The sequence below is a fragment of the Variovorax sp. GW821-FHT10D07 genome, assembly GCF_059415325.1.
Window position 1 is genome coordinate 158748 of record NZ_JBWKMZ010000004.1, and the last position, 15812, is coordinate 174559.

Genomic DNA, 15812 nt, shown 5'->3' on the forward strand with positions numbered 1-15812 from the left:
GGCCCGCGCGGGCCAGGGTGGCTTGCGTCAATCGACGGTCGCGCCCGAGGCGCGGATCACCTGCCCCCAGCGTTCCGATTCGCTGCGGATGTAGGCCGCGAGCTGCGCGGGCGTGCTCGAGCCGGGCTCGAAGCCGTCGTTCTCTAGCTTCTGGCGCAGCGCGGGCTGGGCGATCACCTTCGCGATCTCCTGGCTCAGCCGCTCGACCACCGGCGCCGGCGTGCCCGCGGGCGCGACGATGCTCTGCCAGGCCACGGCCTCGAAATCGGCGGTGCCCGGCAGCCGCGACTCGGCCACCGTCGGCACGTCGGGGAAGGTGGGCTGGCGCTTCTTCGAGGTCACGGCCAGCGCGCGCAGCTTGCCGCTGCGCACGTGCTGCAGCGCCGGCGCGATGTCGGTGAACATCAGCTGCAGCTGGCCGCCGAGCAGGTCGGTGAGCGCGAGCGCGCTGCCCTTGTAGGGCACGTGCGTCATCGCGGTGCCGGTGGCGAACTTGAACATCTCGGCGCCCAGGTGCTGCGGACTGCCGTTGCCGGCCGAGCCGTAGCTCAGGCCTTCGGGTCTGGACTTGGCGAGCGCCACCAGCTCGGCCAACGTGCGCGCGGGCACCGAGGGATGCACCACCACCATCAGCGGCACCGCGCCGATCAGGCCCACGGGCGCGAAGTCCTTCGCCGGGTCGTACGAGAGCTTCTTGTAGAGCCACGGATTGATCGCGAGCGTGGTGCTGGTGGCCACCAGCAGGGTCGAGCCGTCGGGCGCCGAACGCGCCACCTGCGAGGCGCCGATGGCGGTGCCTGCGCCGGGCTTGTTGTCGACGATCACGGTGCGGCCGAGCGCCGTGCCGAGCTGCTGCGCGATCAGCCGGCCGAGCATGTCGGTGGTGCCGCCGGGCGCGTAGGGCACGACGATGGTGATGGGCCTGTCGTTCTGCGCCAGCGCGGCGAGCGGGCCGGCGGCGCAGGCGGCGGCGGACAGTGCACCGAGCTGGCGCAGGGCGTGGCGGCGGTTCATGCGGATGTCTCTCTTTCTTCGTTGGATTCGGAAGCAGCGGCTGGTGTGGCGCCGCGCAGCAGATCGACCAGCGCCTCGGGATCGGCCGGCACGGCATCGCCGCGCCAGGCCACGTGCTGGTCGGGGCGCGAGATCACGAGCGCGCGGTCGTAGAGCGCGGCGGCCTCGGGGCCGTCGATGTCGAGCACGCGCAGCGGCAGCCCGCGCGCGGCGGCCGCGGCCATGAGCGGCGCGACATCGAGCGCCGGATCGCGCCGCAGCAGCACGTAGCCCTCGCCGAGCGCGGCCATCGCGTCGTAGAGCGAGCGGCCGTCGGCCAGCCACAGGTGCGGCGTGCGGCAGCCGGGCACGGTCGACGGCTTGAAGTCGTACATGGTGTAGGCCGGCGCGGCCTCGCCGTCGTAGGCGATCAGCGGCGAGGCATCGTAGAAGTAGCCGAAGTTGAGCCCGCCGCAGCAGTACTGCTGCACGTTGAGGTCGTACAGCGCCTGGCCGCGCGCGGCGCGCAACGCGTCGCCCTCGGGGCCCGGTGCCTCGATGCCCTCGGGCACGCCCTCGCGCTGCTTCTGCAGGGCCAGCGCATGGTTCATCGCGAACTTCGAGACCTGCTCGGTGATCGGCTGGCGCTCGGCCTCGTGCGCGCCGAGCGCGACCTCGGCGAGCCAGCCGCGCAGGTGGCCCGCGAGCAGCCACGACAGGTTCATCGCGTCGGCGATGCCGGCGTTCATGCCGTAGCCCGCCATCGGGATCCACAGGTGGGCCGCGTCGCCGCAGATGAAGACGCGGCGATCGCGGAAGCGCTCGGCCACCAGGCGGCGGCCGATCCAGTCCTCCTTCGAGATCACCTCGTACTCGAAGTCCGGGCCCACGCCGAGGATCTGGCGGATCGCCCAGTCGCGGTCGATCGATTCGAAGTCGGTCTCGTCGGCCAGCAGGTAGTTGTGCAGCAGCCAGGTCTCGCGCCCGTCGATCGCATAGACGTTGCCGCAGCGCCGCGGATTGAGCGCGAAGGTGGCCCAGGCCGGCTTGTTCTTCAGCAGGCCCAGCAGCGCGGGCGCGCGGAAGTAGGTCGACTGCACGCGACCCACCACGTCGGTGCCGCGCAGGTTGGCGCCGATCTTCTTGCGCACCGTCGAGCGCCCGCCGTCGCAGCCGATCAGGTGGCTGCAGCGGATGCGCACCGCGCTGCCGTCGTCGAGGTCGACGCCGGTCGCCCACACGCCCTCGTCGTCCTGCTCGAAATCGTCGATGCGCGTGCGGTTGCGGATGCGCAGGCCCGGCGTGGCCTCGGCATGCGCGAACAGCACCGGCTCGAGGAAGATCTGGTTGATGCGGTGCGGCGGCTCGGCCGTGGGCCACCAGGTGTCGGGGCCGCCGGTGGCGGTGTAGCGCTCGCGCCGCGCGGGGATCGGGATGCGCGAGAGCTCGGGTCCCGTCACCGTGGTGCGGTAGGCCACGTCGTTCGGATAGTCGGCCGGCAGGCCCGCGTCGCGCAGTGCCTGCGCCACGCCGAGCCGGCGGAAGATCTCCATCGAGCGGGCCGACACGTGGTTGCACTTGACGTTCGGCGGCTCGCCGCGGTGGCGGATCTCGGTGACCAGCACGTCGATGCCGCGTTGCGCCAGGTCGATGGCCAGCGTGAGGCCGACCGGCCCGCCGCCGACGATCAGCACCTGCGCCTGCAGTGGTTCTGTCATGGGTTCGTTTGTCTCTCGTTGTGGACGGCGGCCATTACAGTGCCGAAGTGCCATCCGACAGAAGTGAAACTTTCATGGCCATTCATAAAAAGCCTTTATCAATGCGCGGCGTGCCCTCGGTGCGCCAGCTGCGCGCCTTCGCGGCCGTCTATCACAGCGGCCAGCTGTCGAGCGCCGCCGCGGCGCTGTCGCTCACCCAGCCGGCGGTCAGCGTGCTGCTGCGCGAGCTCGAGGACCGGCTCGGCGTGCGGCTGTTCGACCGCACCACGCGCAGCCTGCATCGCACCGCCGCGGCCGACGAGGCCATCGGCCATGCCGAGCGCGTGCTGGCCGAGCTCGACGCGCTGGGCAGCGGCATGGCCGAGCTCGCGGCCGGGCGGCGCGGCCGCCTGCGCATCGCCGTCACCTCGACCATCGCGCAGACGCTGATGCCGCGCGCGCTGCGCCGCTACACGCAGCAGCATCCCGAGGTGAAGGTGGCGATCGACGACTGCGCGCCGAGCCAGTTCGTCGAGACCGTGCTGAGCGGCCAGGTCGACTTCGGCGTCGGCACCTTGCAGGCGCGCACGCCGGGCCTGGACGAGCGCGTGTTCGTGCACGACCACCTCGCCGTGATCGCCGACCGCGACCTGCCGCTGCCCGGCGGCGCCGCGGGCATCACCTGGCGCCAGCTCGCGGCGCTGCGGCTCATCACGGTCAAGCCCGGCTACGGCGTGCGCAACAGCATCGATGCCGCGGCCGCCGAGGCCGGCGTGCGGCTCGAGATCGCCTACGAGGTGACCTTGCTGACCACCGCGCTCGCGATGGCCGCGGGCGGGCTCGGGCCGGCGCTGCTGCCGGCCTCGATCCTCGCGCATGCCGATCCCTCGCGGCTGGTCGCGCGCCGGCTGATCCGGCCGACCGTGGCGCGCAACATCGCGGTGGTCACGCGGCAGGGCCGTTCGCTGTCGCCGGCCGCGGCCGCCTTCGCCGACCTGCTGGCGAGCGAATTCGCGATCTGAAGGCTCAGGCGCGAGGCCGCGCCAGGTAGGCCTGCATGGTCTCGATGAAGGTCTTGGCCGCCACCGAGAGCGTGCGGTCGCGCTTGGCGACCACCGAGATGTTGCGCGTCACCACCGGCGCGTGGATCTTGCGCGCCACCAGTTCCTTGAAACCGCACTGCGCCACCAGCTCGGCCGGCACGATCGACGCGCCCAGGCCCGAGGCGCTCATCGCGAGCGCGGTGGTCAACAGCGACACCTCCTGCTGGATGTCGAGCGCCACGTTGGCCGCGCGCGCGGTGCGGTCGATGGCATTGCGGATGCCGTAGCCGGCCTTCACCGTGATCAGCGCATGGCCCGCGAGGTCGCTCCAGCGCACCTGGCGGCGCCGCGCCAGCGGATGGCTGGGCAGGCACACCAGCGCGAGGTGGTCGTGGATCAGCGTGCGCTGGCTCAGCGCCGCCACCTCCTGGTCGGGCGAGCCGATGCCGAAGTCCACCTGCTCCGAGAGGATGCGCGGCACGAACTGCTCGGTCTCGCAGTCGACCAGCTGCACGCGCACGCCCGGATGCAGGTCGTTGAAATGCCGGATCACCGGCGGCACCAGCGTCAGCGCGATGGTCGGCGTGACCGCGATGCCGATGCGCCCGCTGGGCGTGGCCTGGCCGCGGAAGCCGGTCTCGAGCGAACGCACGTCGCGCAGGATGCGCTCCGCGATCGGCAGCATCTCGTGCGCGGCCTCGGTCGGGCTCAGCGAGCGCGTGGTGCGGTCGAACAGGCTGGTGCCGGTGGCGGCCTCGAGCTGGCGGACCAGCACGCTGACGGCCGAGTGCGTGAGGTAGAGCCGGTCGGCCGCCGCGCTGAGCTTGCGCCAGCGATAGACCTCCACGAAGGCGCGCAGCTGGCGCAGGCTGGTGCCGGGGATCGAGCCATCGTGATTCATGAATTTATTTCGACGCTTGCAAAATAAGTTTCGATTCTCTCGCGCTGCGTCCTCCGCTCCAATCGCGCCCATGCCCTGCATCCGGAGGGCGCCAACGACAACAGGAGACTCGATGAACGGCTCGGGCTTTTCATTCGCGCACACGCGCGCCGCCGTGTCCGACGCGGAGTGGCAGCAGCGCGTCGATCTGGCGGCGGCCTTCAGGCTGGCCGGCTACTACCGCATGACGGACCAGATCTACACCCACCTCACGGCCAAGGTGCCGGGCACGCAGGCGCATTTCCTCATCAACCCCTACGGCGTGCTGTTCGACGAGGTCACGGCCTCCTGCCTGGTCAAGGTCGACATCGACGGCGAGGTGGTGTTCGACCCGACCGGCATCGGCATCAATCCCGCGGGCTTCCTGATCCACAGCTGCATCCATCGCGCGCGGCCCGACCTGCACGCGGTGCTGCACACCCACACCGCCGCCGGCATCGCGGTGGCGGCGCAGCGGCGCGGGCTGCTCAACTTGTCGCAGCACGCCATGCGCTTCCATCGCCGCATCGGCTACCACGACTACGAAGGCGTGGCGCTCGACTTCAGCGAGCAGGACCGGCTGGTGCGCGACCTCGGCCCGCACAACGTGATGATCCTGCGCAACCACGGCTTGCTGGCCGCGGGCGACACCATCCGCGAGGCCTTCGAGCGCCTCTACTACCTCGAGCGCGCCTGCGAGGCGCAGGTGCGCGCGCAGTCGGGCGGCGCCGAACTCATCGAATGCAGCGACGAGATCGCCGAGAAGGTGGCGCAGGCGCTCGACCGGCCCGGCCGCTCGGCGCGCGACAACGACTGGCCGGCGCTGCGCCGGCTGCTGGACCGCATCGATCCGTCGTACGCGACCTGAAGCCGGCAGCCCCAACGAGAACGACAGGAGACACACGATGACGAAGAAGAAGACCGTTGGATGGCCGCGCCGCGCGGCCGCGCTGCTGGGCATGGCCGCCGTGGCCTTGCAACTCGCAGCGGGCGCCACGAGCGCCGGTGCGCAGGCCGTCTGGCCGAGCAAGCCGATCCGCTGGGTGGTGCCCTACACGCCCGGTGGCGGCACCGACCAGAGCTCGCGCATCATTGCCGAGAAGCTCTCGGTGGCACTGGGTCAGCCGATCGTGATCGACAACCGGCCCGGCGGCAACACGGTGATCGGTGCGGCCGCGGCTGCTTCCGCGGCGCCCGACGGCTACACCGTGTTCTTCGCGGCGCTGTCGACCATGGCCGTGATCCCGAACCTCTACGACAAGCTGCCCTATGCGAGCGATGCGCTCACGCCGGTGACGCAGCTGGTGCACTTCCCGCTGTTCCTGATGGTCGAGGCCGGCGGGCCGCTCGACACCATGCCCAAGTTTCTCGCGGCGGCGCGCAGCCAGCCGCTGCTGTTCGCGATCGGCGGCAGCGGCAGCGGCGGCCACCTGGGCTCGGAGCTGATGAAGCGCCAGCTCAAGGCCGACATGACGGCGGTGCCGTTCAAGGCCATGGTGCAGGCCGCGCCCGAGGTCGCCACCGGCCGCGTGTCGTTCATGTTCGCCGACCTGCCGGCCGCGCTGCCGCACGTGCAGGGCGGCCGCGCGAAGATCATCGCGACCGCGGGCAAAACGCGCTCGGCGCTCTATCCCGAGGCGCCGACCCTGGCCGAGGCGGGCGTCGGCGAGATCGACTTCGACACCTGGGCCGGCCTGGCCGTGCCCAAGGGCACGCCGCAGCCCATCGTCGACCGGCTGGCGCTCGAGCTCAACAAGGTCATCGCCGATCCGGCCGTGCGCGCGAAGCTCGCGCTCATCGGCGTCGAGCCCGCGCCGTCCTCGCAGGCCCGCTTCACCGAGTTCATCGCTTCGGAGAATGCCAAGTGGCGCGCCGTGATCCAGGCCGCCGGCATCAAGCTCGAATGACGGCGCCGCCGCTGCGCTCGCTGCTGGTCTTCAACGGCGAGGCCGGGTTCTATGCGCAGGCCCTGCGCGCGCGCTGCCCGGCGCTGGCCGTGCACGCCACCACCGAGCGCGCCGAGGCGCTGCGCCTGCTGGCCGAGGTCGAGGCGCTGGTGGTCTCGGGACCGTGGGTCGACGACGCGATGCTCGCGGCCGGGCCCGCGCTGCGCTGGGTCCATGCGCTGACCTCGGGCACCGACACCATCACCGGTTCGCCCGCGCTGCGGCCCGGCACGCTCGTGACCTCGTCGCGCGGCGTGCATGGCCCACAGATGTCCGAGCTCGCGCTGCTGCTGATGATGGCGCTGGCGCGCGACCTGCCGCGCATGCTGCGCGACCAGCGCGAAGGCGCCTGGCACCGCTGGCCGCAGCCGCTGCTGTGGCGCCGGCACGCGGTGCTGGTCGGCACCGGCCATGTCGCGCGCGAGCTGGCGCGGCGCTGCCAGGCGATGGGCATGCGGGTCAGCGGCATCTCGGCCACGCCCGCGCCTATCGACGGCTTCGACGACGTGCAGGCGCGCGAGCGGCTGCCGCAGGTGGTGGCGCAGGCCGATTTCGTGGTGGTGCTGACCGCGCACGATGCGCGCACCCACCACCTGATCGATGCGCCGGTGCTCGCGGCGATGCCGGCGCATGCCTTCCTCGTCAACCTCTCGCGCGGCGGCGTGGTCGACGAGCACGCGCTGCTCGCGGCGCTCGAGAGCGGGACCATCGCCGGTGCCGGGCTCGACGTCTACGAGACCGAGCCGCTCGCGGCCGGCCATCCGCTGCGCCGATTGCCGAACGTGATCGCCACGCCGCACATCGGCGGCCTGAGCGACGTCTATGCGCAGCAGGTGCTGCCGATGCTGCTCGACAACGCGGCGGCCCTGGCGGCGGGCGACGTGGGCGCGCTGGTCAACCGCGTGTGCTGAGCGAGCGTCCCCGCGCCGCGGTGGCGCGGGGCCACGCCCTAAACTCCCGGCCATGGCCAAGGACAAATCCATCTACGTCTGCAGCGAATGCGGCGGCACCAGCGCCAAGTGGCTCGGCAAGTGCCCGAGCTGCGGCGCCTGGAACACACTGATCGAACAAGCGGCCGGCGGCGCGAACGCCCCGGCCAACAACCGCTTCGGCACGCAGTTCGCGTCGCTCGCCGGGGCTTCCGAACTCGCGGTGCTCTCGGAGATCGAGGCCAGCGACGTCGCGCGCACGCCCACCGGCCTCGACGAGCTCGACCGCGTGCTCGGCGGCGGCGTGGTGGCCGGCGGCGTCACGCTGATCGGCGGCGACCCGGGCATCGGCAAGTCGACCCTGCTGCTGCAGGCGGTCGATGCGCTGCAGCGCGCGGGGCAGAACGCGCTCTACGTCACGGGCGAGGAGAGCGGCGCGCAGGTGGCGCTGCGCTCCAAGCGTCTGGGCCTGGACCATTCGCAGGTGCAGGTGCTGGCCGAGATCCAGCTCGAGAAGATCATCGCCACGCTCGACGCCACGCGCCCGGCCATCGCGGTGATCGACTCGATCCAGACCGTCTACTCCGACCAGCTCACCTCGGCGCCGGGTTCGGTGGCGCAGGTGCGCGAATGCGCGGCGCACCTCACGCGCTTCGCCAAGACCAGCGGCACGGCCGTGGTGCTGGTGGGCCACGTCACGAAGGAGGGCGCGCTCGCGGGGCCGCGCGTGCTCGAGCACATGGTCGACACGGTGCTGTACTTCGAGGGCGACACGCACTCGAGCTTCCGCCTGGTGCGCGCGATCAAGAACCGCTTCGGCGCGGTCAACGAGATCGGCGTGTTCGCGATGACCGAGCGCGGCCTGAAGGGCGTGGCCAATCCGAGCGCGATCTTCCTGAGCCAGCACACCGAGCCGGTGCCCGGCAGCGTGGTACTGGTCACGCTCGAGGGCACGCGGCCGATGCTGGTCGAGATCCAGGCGCTGGTCGACGACGGCGGGCCGAGCCCGCGCCGGCTGTCGGTGGGCCTGGACCGCGACCGGCTCGCGATGCTGCTGGCGGTGCTGCATCGCCATGCGGGCGTGGCCTGCATGGACCAGGACGTGTTCGTCAACGCGGTCGGCGGCGTGCGCATCAGCGAACCGGCGGCCGACCTCGCGGTGATGCTGGCCATCACCTCGAGCCTGCGCGGCAAGCCGCTGCCCAAGGGCTTCATCGCCTTCGGCGAAGTGGGCCTGGCGGGCGAGGTGCGGCCCGCGCCGCGCGGCCAGGAGCGGCTGCGCGAGGCCGCCAAGCTGGGCTACAGCATCGCGGTGGTGCCCAGGGCCAATGCGCCGCGCAAGGGCACGAAGGACATCGAGGGCCTGACGATCCACGCGGTGGACCGCATCGAGGAGGCGATGGACGTGGTGCGCGAGCTCGAGTGAGCGAGCGCCCAAAAAAAACGGGCCGCAACGGCCCGTGAAAAAACGCCTGGCGCATCGGTGGCGGCGCGCCCGGCGAGCTCCCAACCTCCTACCCCCTGATTCGTGCGTCGCTGCGTGGCGTGAACGCCGGGCCGCCGTCGCGCCGGCATTGGCCGCCGGGCGACGGGGCCGGGTTCATCGCGTTCCGGCCGCCGACGGCGGCCTCTCCCTGACAACGTGGGCCGCCGCGGCCGCCTGGTTCGTGCCGGGATTCGCCGGTGCCGCGCAGGGCGGCGAGGCTGAGCCGGACGAAGGTGACGGAGCGTGGAATGTTCATCTGCGGTGTCCGCGGGGCCCGGGCCGATGCCCGTGCGGCGAAATGTGCCCGCGACGGCCCGCGGCGCGGGCGGCTTTGTGGCCCGGTAGCGCGAGATGCGCCTGGCGGTAGCCGGGCTCGCTACCCCGGCGCGCCGGCGCGGCGACAATGCGGGCCATGAATTTCCAGAAGTTTCTCGTGCCCGTCGGGGCGCTCGTCGTGCTCGGCGTGGCCTGGCGCAGCTATGGCTGGGGCGGCGTGGCCCTGGCGGCCGGTGCGATCGTGATGTTCCTGCTGATGCATTTCAACCGCGTGATGCAGGTGCTCAAGCGCGCGGCCGACCGGCCCGTGGGTACGGTGGCCAGCTCGGTGATGCTCAACGCCAAGCTCAAGCCGGGCGTGACGCTGATGCACGTGGTCGCGATGACGCGCGCGCTCGGCCAGCTGCGCTCGCCGCAGGACGAGCAGCCCGAGCACTACCGCTGGACCGATGCCGGCGGCTCGTACGTCGACACGGTGTTCAACGGCGGCCGGCTGCAGAGCTGGACGCTGACGCGGCCCGAAGTCCAGGACGACGAGCCCGAGGCGCCGGCCTCTCCGTCGGCCTAATCGACGCTCTTGCGCGCGCCGCGCGGCGCGCGCCACGGCGGGTTGATGCGCGCATGGTGGCGCGCCTCCTTCGCGAACTCGGTGCACACGTGCGTCATCAGGTCGGCCGAGCGGTAGACCAGGTAGACCTCGAAGTCGGGCAGCTCGTCGGTGATCGGCAGCCGCTCGAGCGCGTCGCCGCTCAGCCGCAGCGGCCCGGCGCCGTGGAACACCGCGTCCGACCACATGCTGACCAGGTCGGTCTGCGTGGCGAGCTGCAGGCCCAGCAGGTTGGAGGCGCTCTGCACCATGCGCCGCGGCATCTCGAGCCCGTGCAGGCGCATGGTGCTGACCAGCGGGCTGAACGGATCGTCGACCGGGTCGAGCACCAGCCAGTCGGCATCGAGCAGCGGCCGCAGCTTGCGCACGCGGCGCAGCGGATGGCCGGCGCGCACCGACAGGTGCATCGCCACCGAGAACAGCGGCTCCCACTGGAACACGTTCGAACCGGGCCCGCTGCAGGTCGAGATCAGGCCGAGGTCGAGCCGGCCCTCGCGCAGGCCCTCGAGCATCTGCTGCGGCCGCATCTCGAAGGCGCGCAGCGCCACGTTGGGAAAGCGCTGGCGGAACGCGGCCATGGCCTCGGGCAGCGGGCCGTTCGAGGCCACCGCGGTGAAGCCGATGTCGAGCCGCGCCTCGTCGTGGCCGCGGATCGCCTCGATGTCCTCGAGCGCATGGCGCAGCTCCTGCTCGACCACGCTGGCGCGCTTGACCAGCGCCGCGCCGTACGGCGTGAGGCTCACGCCGCGCGTGGAGCGCGACATCAGCGTGACGCCGAGCTCGCGCTCGAGCTCGGCGATCGCCTTCGACAGCGCCGGCTGGGTGGTGTGCAGGCTGCGCGCCGCCTCGTGGATGCTGCCGTGCTGCGCCACCGCGAGCAGCACGCGCAACTGCTGCAGCTTCATCGCGCGCGCCCGGGCCTCAACGGTCGAAGGCCGCCTGCAGGCCGGCCTTGTCGCTCACGCCCTGGTGCAGCTTGAGCATCAGCAGCAGGCGCGCCTTCTGCGGGCTCAGGTCGCCGGCCATCACGGCGCCGGCATCGAAGGTGGTCTTGCCGCCGCCCACGAAGCCGTACAGCGGCATGGTGCGGCCATTGGGCACGCGGGTGGCGATCACCACCGGCACGCCGCGCGACAGCGCGTACTTCACGGCCTCGTACATCGAGACGTTCATGTTGCCCATGCCCACGGCCTGCACCACGATGCCCTTGGCGCCCTGGTCCACCGCGTAGCGCAGCAGCGAGCCGTCGGCGCCGCCGAACATCGCGAGGATCTCCACGCGCGGCATCTCGGCGCTGCCGATGTCGATGTGCTGGCGGCGCAGCGCGGTGCGCGAGAACACCACCTTGTCGTCCCAGACCTCGCCGATGAAGCCGAAGTCGCCCGACTTGAAGGTCTCGACGTTGCCGGTGTGGGTCTTGGTCACGGTGCGCGCGGCATTGATCTGGTTGTTCATCGCGAGCATCACGCCCTGGCCCACGGCCTCGGGCGTGGTGGCGATGCGGATCGCGTTGAGCAGGTTGCGCGGGCCGTCGAAGTCGCTCGAGGACGCATTGCGCTGCGCGCCGATCAGTATCACGGGCTTGTTCGACTTGACCGTGAGGTCGAGCCAGTAGGCCGTCTCCTCCATGGTGTCGGTGCCGTGCGCGATCACCACGCCCGCCACCTCGGGGCGCGCGAGCGCGTCGTCCACCGCCTTGGTCAGGCGCGTCCACCACTTGGGCTCGACGTAGTTGGCCGACATGGCCGAGAAGTTGTTGACCTCGATGGTGGCGTACTTGCCGGCATCGGGCACGGTCTGCATCAGGTCGTCGCCCGAGATCGCGGGCACCACGCCCTTGGTGACGGGGTCGACCTTCATCGCGATGGTGCCGCCGGTGGCGATGAACTGCACGACGGGCCGGCTGCCCTGGGCCGAGGCGGCCATCATGCAGCAGGGCGCGAGGGCCAGCAGGCAGAGGCAGTGGCGGATGAGCTTCATGGTGTTGTCCTTTTTCTCGAGGGCTGGGAAGCGGCAGGGCGCCGACGCGCCATTGTGAAGGCGCCATGCCCGCGAATGGCGCGCGATGCGCCATCTCGGTAGTTCCACCGATGGCTTCGCGGTCCTGCTTCTGCGGGGGATGCCTTTTGGTTATCGGCATGAAAATATGTGATTCCTCGCCACCGCGCTTTGCCTGAATACTCCGCCGCCACGGGTTCGGGGTGCCATGCGCCGCATGAAGTTCGCGCTTCGCGAATCCGTCGTCCGCAACAACGCCCCGTGGAGATCGAATGAGCGAAGCCGCCGCCCTGCCTGCCAGCCCCGTGCTGGGTTCCGCCCCGCCCGCCAATGCTGCCGCCGCCAAGAGCGGCCAGAGCCAGTTCCGGCTGATCGCCGCCTGCTCGATCGGCAACGCGCTCGAGATGTACGACTTCACCGTCTACAGCTTCTTCGCGCTGCTGATCGGCAAGCTGTTCTTTCCCTCCGAGAGCGCGTTCGGTTCGCTGCTGCTCGCGGTCGCGACCTTCGGCATCGGCTTCGTGATGCGGCCGCTGGGCGGCGTGATCATCGGCAACTACGCCGACCGCAAGGGCCGCAAGGCCGCGATGACGCTGACCATCGCGCTGATGGTGGCCGGCACGCTGTGCATCGCGCTCGCGCCCACCTATGCCTCGGCCGGCGTGTTCGGCTCGCTGATGATCGTCGCGGGCCGGCTGCTGCAGGGCTTCTCGCTCGGCGGCGAGGTCGGCGCCGCGACCTCGATGCTGATGGAGGCCGGCGGCGTCAAGGGCCGCGGCTTCCGCGTCAGCTGGCAGCTCGCGAGCCAGGGCCTGTCGGCGCTGGCCGGCGCGCTCACCGGTGCGCTGCTGTATGCGCTGCTGCCGCAGGCCTCGCTCGAGAGCTGGGGCTGGCGCCTGCCTTTCCTGCTGGGCCTGCTGATCGCGCCGGTGGGCCTGTACATCCGCTCGCACCTCGAGGAAACGCACCAGGCCGAGAGCCACGAAGCCAGCCCGATCGGCCGGCTGCTGCGCGCCCACGGCGGCACCGTGTTCAAGGGCATCCTCGCGACCACCGCGGGCACGGCCACCATGTACCTGGTGGTGTTCTTCATGCCCACCTACATGATCCGCGTGCTCCACATGCCGCCCTCGCTGTCGCTGCTGTCGGGCTGCGTCACCGGCATCACGCTGTTCGTGGTGTCGCTGGTGGCGGGCCGGCTGGCCGACCGGCTCGAGCGCCGCAAGCCGCTGGCGATCGGCTCGCTGCTGTTCAGCCTGGTCGCGGTGGGGCCGGTGTTCTGGCTCATCAGCCACCATCCGAGCGTGCCGCTGGTGCTGTGCCTGTCGGCGCTGCTGACCGCGAGCGTGAACATCGGCACCACGCCGATGTTCCTGATGCTGCTCGAGATGCTGCCGATCGGCGTGCGCGCCAGCGGCATCTCGGTGATCTACAGCGTGGGCGTCACGATCTTCGGCGGCTCCTCGCAGTTCATCGTGACCTGGCTGCTGGCGCAGACCGGCAACCCGCTCTCGCCGGCCTTCTACATGATGGCCTGCGGCGTGCTGAGCATCGGCGCGCTGCTGAGCCTGCGCGAGCGGCGCGTCGGTTGAGCGCCGCCTTCCTCTCCCTTTTTCCGCGAAACGATTCCTTCCCATGACCCGCGAACTCAGCCTCCAGACCACCAAGCTCCTGTCCCGCCTGCTGCCGCCGATCGAGATCGACACCGAGGCCTTCGTCGACATCCGGCGCCGGATCCATGCCGAGCCCGAACTCGGCTTCGAGGTGAGCGCGACCAGCGACCTGGTCGCGCGGCTGCTGCGCGAATGGGGCTACGAGGTGCACACCGGCATCGGCAAGACCGGCGTGGTGGGGCAGCTCAGGCTCGGCAGCGGCACGCGGCGCCTGGGCATCCGCGCCGACATGGACGCGCTGCCGATCGTCGAGGCCACGGGCCTGCCCTATGCGAGCCGGCAGCACGGCCGCATGCATGCCTGCGGCCACGACGGCCACACGGCGATCCTGCTCGCGGCCGCGAAGGCGCTCGCCAAGAGCCGCGACTTCGACGGCACGCTGAACCTGATCTTCCAGCCCGACGAGGAGAACCTCTGCGGCGCGCGCGCGATGATCGCGGACGGCCTGTTCGAGCGCTTTCCCTGCGACGCGGTCTATGCGCTGCACAACGCGCCCGGCGTGCCGGCCGGCAGCTTCATCGTGCAGGCGGGGCCGGTCACGCTCTCGTCCGACGTGGCCGACGTGACGATCCAGGGCAAGGGCGGCCATGGCGCGATGCCGCACCGCGCGCAGGACCCGGTGGTGGCGGCCGCCGCCACCGTGACCGCGCTGCAGAGCGTGGTGGCGCGCAACGTCGCGCCCGACGACACGGCGGTGCTGTCGGTCGGCTTCATCCGCGGCGGCGCCACCCACAACGTGATCCCGCAATCGGTCGCGCTCGGGCTCAACGTGCGCGCGGCCCGGCCCGAGACGCGCGCGCTGGTCGAGTCGCGCATCCGCGAGATCGTCGCGCTGACCGCGCAGGCGCATGGCGTGGAAGCCTCCATCGACTACCGGCCACTGGTGCCGCCGGTGGTCAACACCGAGGCCGAGAGCCGGCTGATGACCGAGGTGTGCGCCAAGCTGGTGGGCGCGGACAAGGTGGCGGCCACGGTGCCGCGCGGCTTCGCGGGCAGCGAGGACTTCGCCTGGATGCTGGCCGAGCTGCCCGGCTGCTACGTGCTGTTGGGCAACGGCGAAGGCGAGTTCGGCGGCTGCATGGTGCACAACCCCGGCTACGACTTCAACGACGAGGTGCTGCCGCTGGGCGCGGCCTGCTGGGTGCGGCTGGCGCAGACCTACCTGGTGGCCTGACGCCGGCCGCGCCGGCTCAGAACGGCGCGTCTTCCTCTTCGGCCGTGGTCACGGCCGTCGCGCTGGCGGCGGCCTTCGGCGCTTCCTCGGCCGGCGCCGCGGTGAAGGCCGCCTCGCCGCCGAGCGCGTCGAGCAGCGCCGGCACCAGCTGGCCCAGCTCTCCGGTGGCGATCGCCACGTCGGCGTCGAAGTTGTCTTCCTTCTTGCCGCCGCCGGCGCCTTCGTCGGTGCCCTCGAGGAACACGATCTTGCGGATCTGCAGGCCGTGCGTGAGTTCGAAGGACACGCGGTCGTCCCAGGTCAGCGCGAGGCGGGTCGGGCGCTTGCCGTCGGCGATGTGCTGCTTGACCTCGTCGATGTCGAGCGGGTGCTTGGCATAGCGCACCACGGCCTTCGACTCGTCGGTGGCCTTGAGCTCGCACTCGCGGTCGATGGTGAAGCCCGCGGGCGGCTCCTGCGAGGCCAGCCATTCGGACATGGCGGCGGCCGGCTCGATCTGGGTGTTGAGCTGCATGGTGCCGAAGCCCGTGAAGTTCTGCACCAGGCTGCTGACCACCTCGTCGGCGCGCGCCGCGTTGGAGCTGTTGACCACCAGCCGGCGCTCGGCCTGGTCGACCCAGACCGTGACGCGCGCGGTGCGCGTGAAGGCCATCGGCAGCAGCTCGTGCGTGATGTCCTCCTTGAGGTCCTTCTTTTCCTTCTTGCCGGGCTTGCGGCCGGTGGTGGCCTCGATCTGCGCGCAGCGCTCGTCGAGCTTGCGGCGCACCACTGAGCCCGGCACCGACTTGCTCTCGATCATGTACTCGAGCAGCCACTGGCCGTCGATGGATTCCACCAGCGGGCCGTGGGCCTCGCCGCGCGGCTCGACCCAGCCGGCCGACTTCTCCTGCGAGGCGCCGCAGGGCTCGAAGCGCTGCTTGCCCAGGCCTTCCTCGGCCTCGGCCAGCGTTTGCGACCAGCCGGGCTCGATGCGGTAGACGATGACGTTCTTGAATACGGACACGGAGAATCTTTCCCTTCAATCGCTTGTTTGGCGGAACCGGCCATTGTCGCGGCCCCGGGCCGGTTCGC

The 15812-nt window shown here is 71.2% G+C and carries 14 protein-coding genes; 8 read left to right on the forward strand and 6 right to left on the reverse strand.

Going from position 1 to position 15812, the window contains the following annotated elements:
* Positions 1-27 precede the first annotated feature (27 nt).
* Entirely contained in the window at positions 28-1014 is a 987-nt protein-coding gene (locus tag AC07PU_RS15165) for a Bug family tripartite tricarboxylate transporter substrate binding protein (RefSeq protein ID WP_495318516.1), read from the reverse strand.
* Complete coding sequence (locus tag AC07PU_RS15170) at positions 1011-2711, reverse strand: FAD-dependent oxidoreductase (protein ID WP_495318518.1); 1701 nt, start codon at positions 2709-2711, stop codon at positions 1011-1013. Before AC07PU_RS15170 ends, AC07PU_RS15165 begins: the two co-directional genes overlap by 4 nt.
* Before the next feature lie 74 nt (positions 2712-2785).
* Here AC07PU_RS15170 and AC07PU_RS15175 point away from each other — a divergent pair, with 74 nt between their 5' ends.
* Positions 2786-3712, forward strand: a complete 927-nt coding sequence (locus tag AC07PU_RS15175) for a LysR family transcriptional regulator (RefSeq protein ID WP_296774573.1) — start codon at positions 2786-2788, stop codon at positions 3710-3712.
* A gap of 4 nt (positions 3713-3716) precedes the next feature.
* On the opposite strand, the gene AC07PU_RS15180 is transcribed toward AC07PU_RS15175, so the two are convergent.
* A complete protein-coding gene (locus AC07PU_RS15180; protein ID WP_203203738.1) occupies positions 3717-4634 on the reverse strand; it encodes a LysR family transcriptional regulator in 918 nt (305 codons plus the stop codon).
* Between the two features lie 112 nt (positions 4635-4746).
* On the opposite strand from AC07PU_RS15180, the gene AC07PU_RS15185 reads away from it, so the two are divergent.
* The 5 genes from AC07PU_RS15185 (at position 4747) to AC07PU_RS15205 (ending at position 9857) form a co-directional block, all read left to right on the forward strand.
* Positions 4747-5520 (forward strand): class II aldolase/adducin family protein, encoded by a 774-nt coding sequence (locus tag AC07PU_RS15185; protein WP_203203739.1) that lies wholly within the window; start codon positions 4747-4749, stop codon positions 5518-5520.
* Between the two features lie 37 nt (positions 5521-5557).
* Positions 5558-6559, forward strand: a complete 1002-nt coding sequence (locus AC07PU_RS15190) for a Bug family tripartite tricarboxylate transporter substrate binding protein (protein WP_490876687.1) — start codon at positions 5558-5560, stop codon at positions 6557-6559.
* Positions 6556-7509, forward strand: a complete 954-nt coding sequence (locus AC07PU_RS15195) for a D-2-hydroxyacid dehydrogenase (RefSeq protein ID WP_495318521.1) — start codon at positions 6556-6558, stop codon at positions 7507-7509. The genes AC07PU_RS15190 and AC07PU_RS15195 overlap by 4 nt, the downstream gene beginning before the upstream one ends.
* A gap of 52 nt (positions 7510-7561) precedes the next feature.
* Entirely contained in the window at positions 7562-8953 is a 1392-nt protein-coding gene (gene radA / locus AC07PU_RS15200; RefSeq protein WP_093344005.1) for a DNA repair protein RadA, read from the forward strand.
* A 463-nt stretch (positions 8954-9416) separates the two neighbouring features.
* Positions 9417-9857 (forward strand): glycerate kinase, encoded by a 441-nt coding sequence (locus tag AC07PU_RS15205; RefSeq protein WP_495318523.1) that lies wholly within the window; start codon positions 9417-9419, stop codon positions 9855-9857.
* Here AC07PU_RS15205 and AC07PU_RS15210 read toward each other — a convergent pair.
* Both AC07PU_RS15210 and AC07PU_RS15215 read right to left on the reverse strand, forming a co-directional pair.
* The gene (locus AC07PU_RS15210; RefSeq protein ID WP_296774586.1) at positions 9854-10801 is read right to left on the reverse strand and encodes a LysR family transcriptional regulator; all 948 of its coding nucleotides are present in this window, start codon (positions 10799-10801) and stop codon (positions 9854-9856) included. The two genes, AC07PU_RS15205 and AC07PU_RS15210, sit on opposite strands and share 4 nt — an antisense overlap.
* Before the next feature lie 16 nt (positions 10802-10817).
* A complete protein-coding gene (locus AC07PU_RS15215; RefSeq protein WP_495318525.1) occupies positions 10818-11876 on the reverse strand; it encodes an asparaginase in 1059 nt (352 codons plus the stop codon).
* Positions 11877-12166: 290 nt separating this feature from the next.
* Here AC07PU_RS15215 and AC07PU_RS15220 point away from each other — a divergent pair, with 290 nt between their 5' ends.
* Positions 12167-13486, forward strand: coding sequence for an MFS transporter (locus tag AC07PU_RS15220; RefSeq protein WP_495318527.1), 1320 nt, complete (start codon positions 12167-12169; stop codon positions 13484-13486).
* 43 nt (positions 13487-13529) lie between these two features.
* Positions 13530-14741 carry a M20 aminoacylase family protein gene (locus AC07PU_RS15225; RefSeq protein WP_495318529.1) on the forward strand — a complete coding sequence of 404 codons (1212 nt, stop codon included), beginning with the start codon at positions 13530-13532 and terminating at the stop codon, positions 14739-14741.
* A 16-nt stretch (positions 14742-14757) separates the two neighbouring features.
* On the opposite strand, the gene AC07PU_RS15230 is transcribed toward AC07PU_RS15225, so the two are convergent.
* Positions 14758-15744: a recombination-associated protein RdgC gene (locus AC07PU_RS15230; RefSeq protein ID WP_296774595.1), complete on the reverse strand. Its 987-nt coding sequence runs from the start codon at positions 15742-15744 to the stop codon at positions 14758-14760.
* Between the last annotated feature and the right edge of the window lie 68 nt (positions 15745-15812).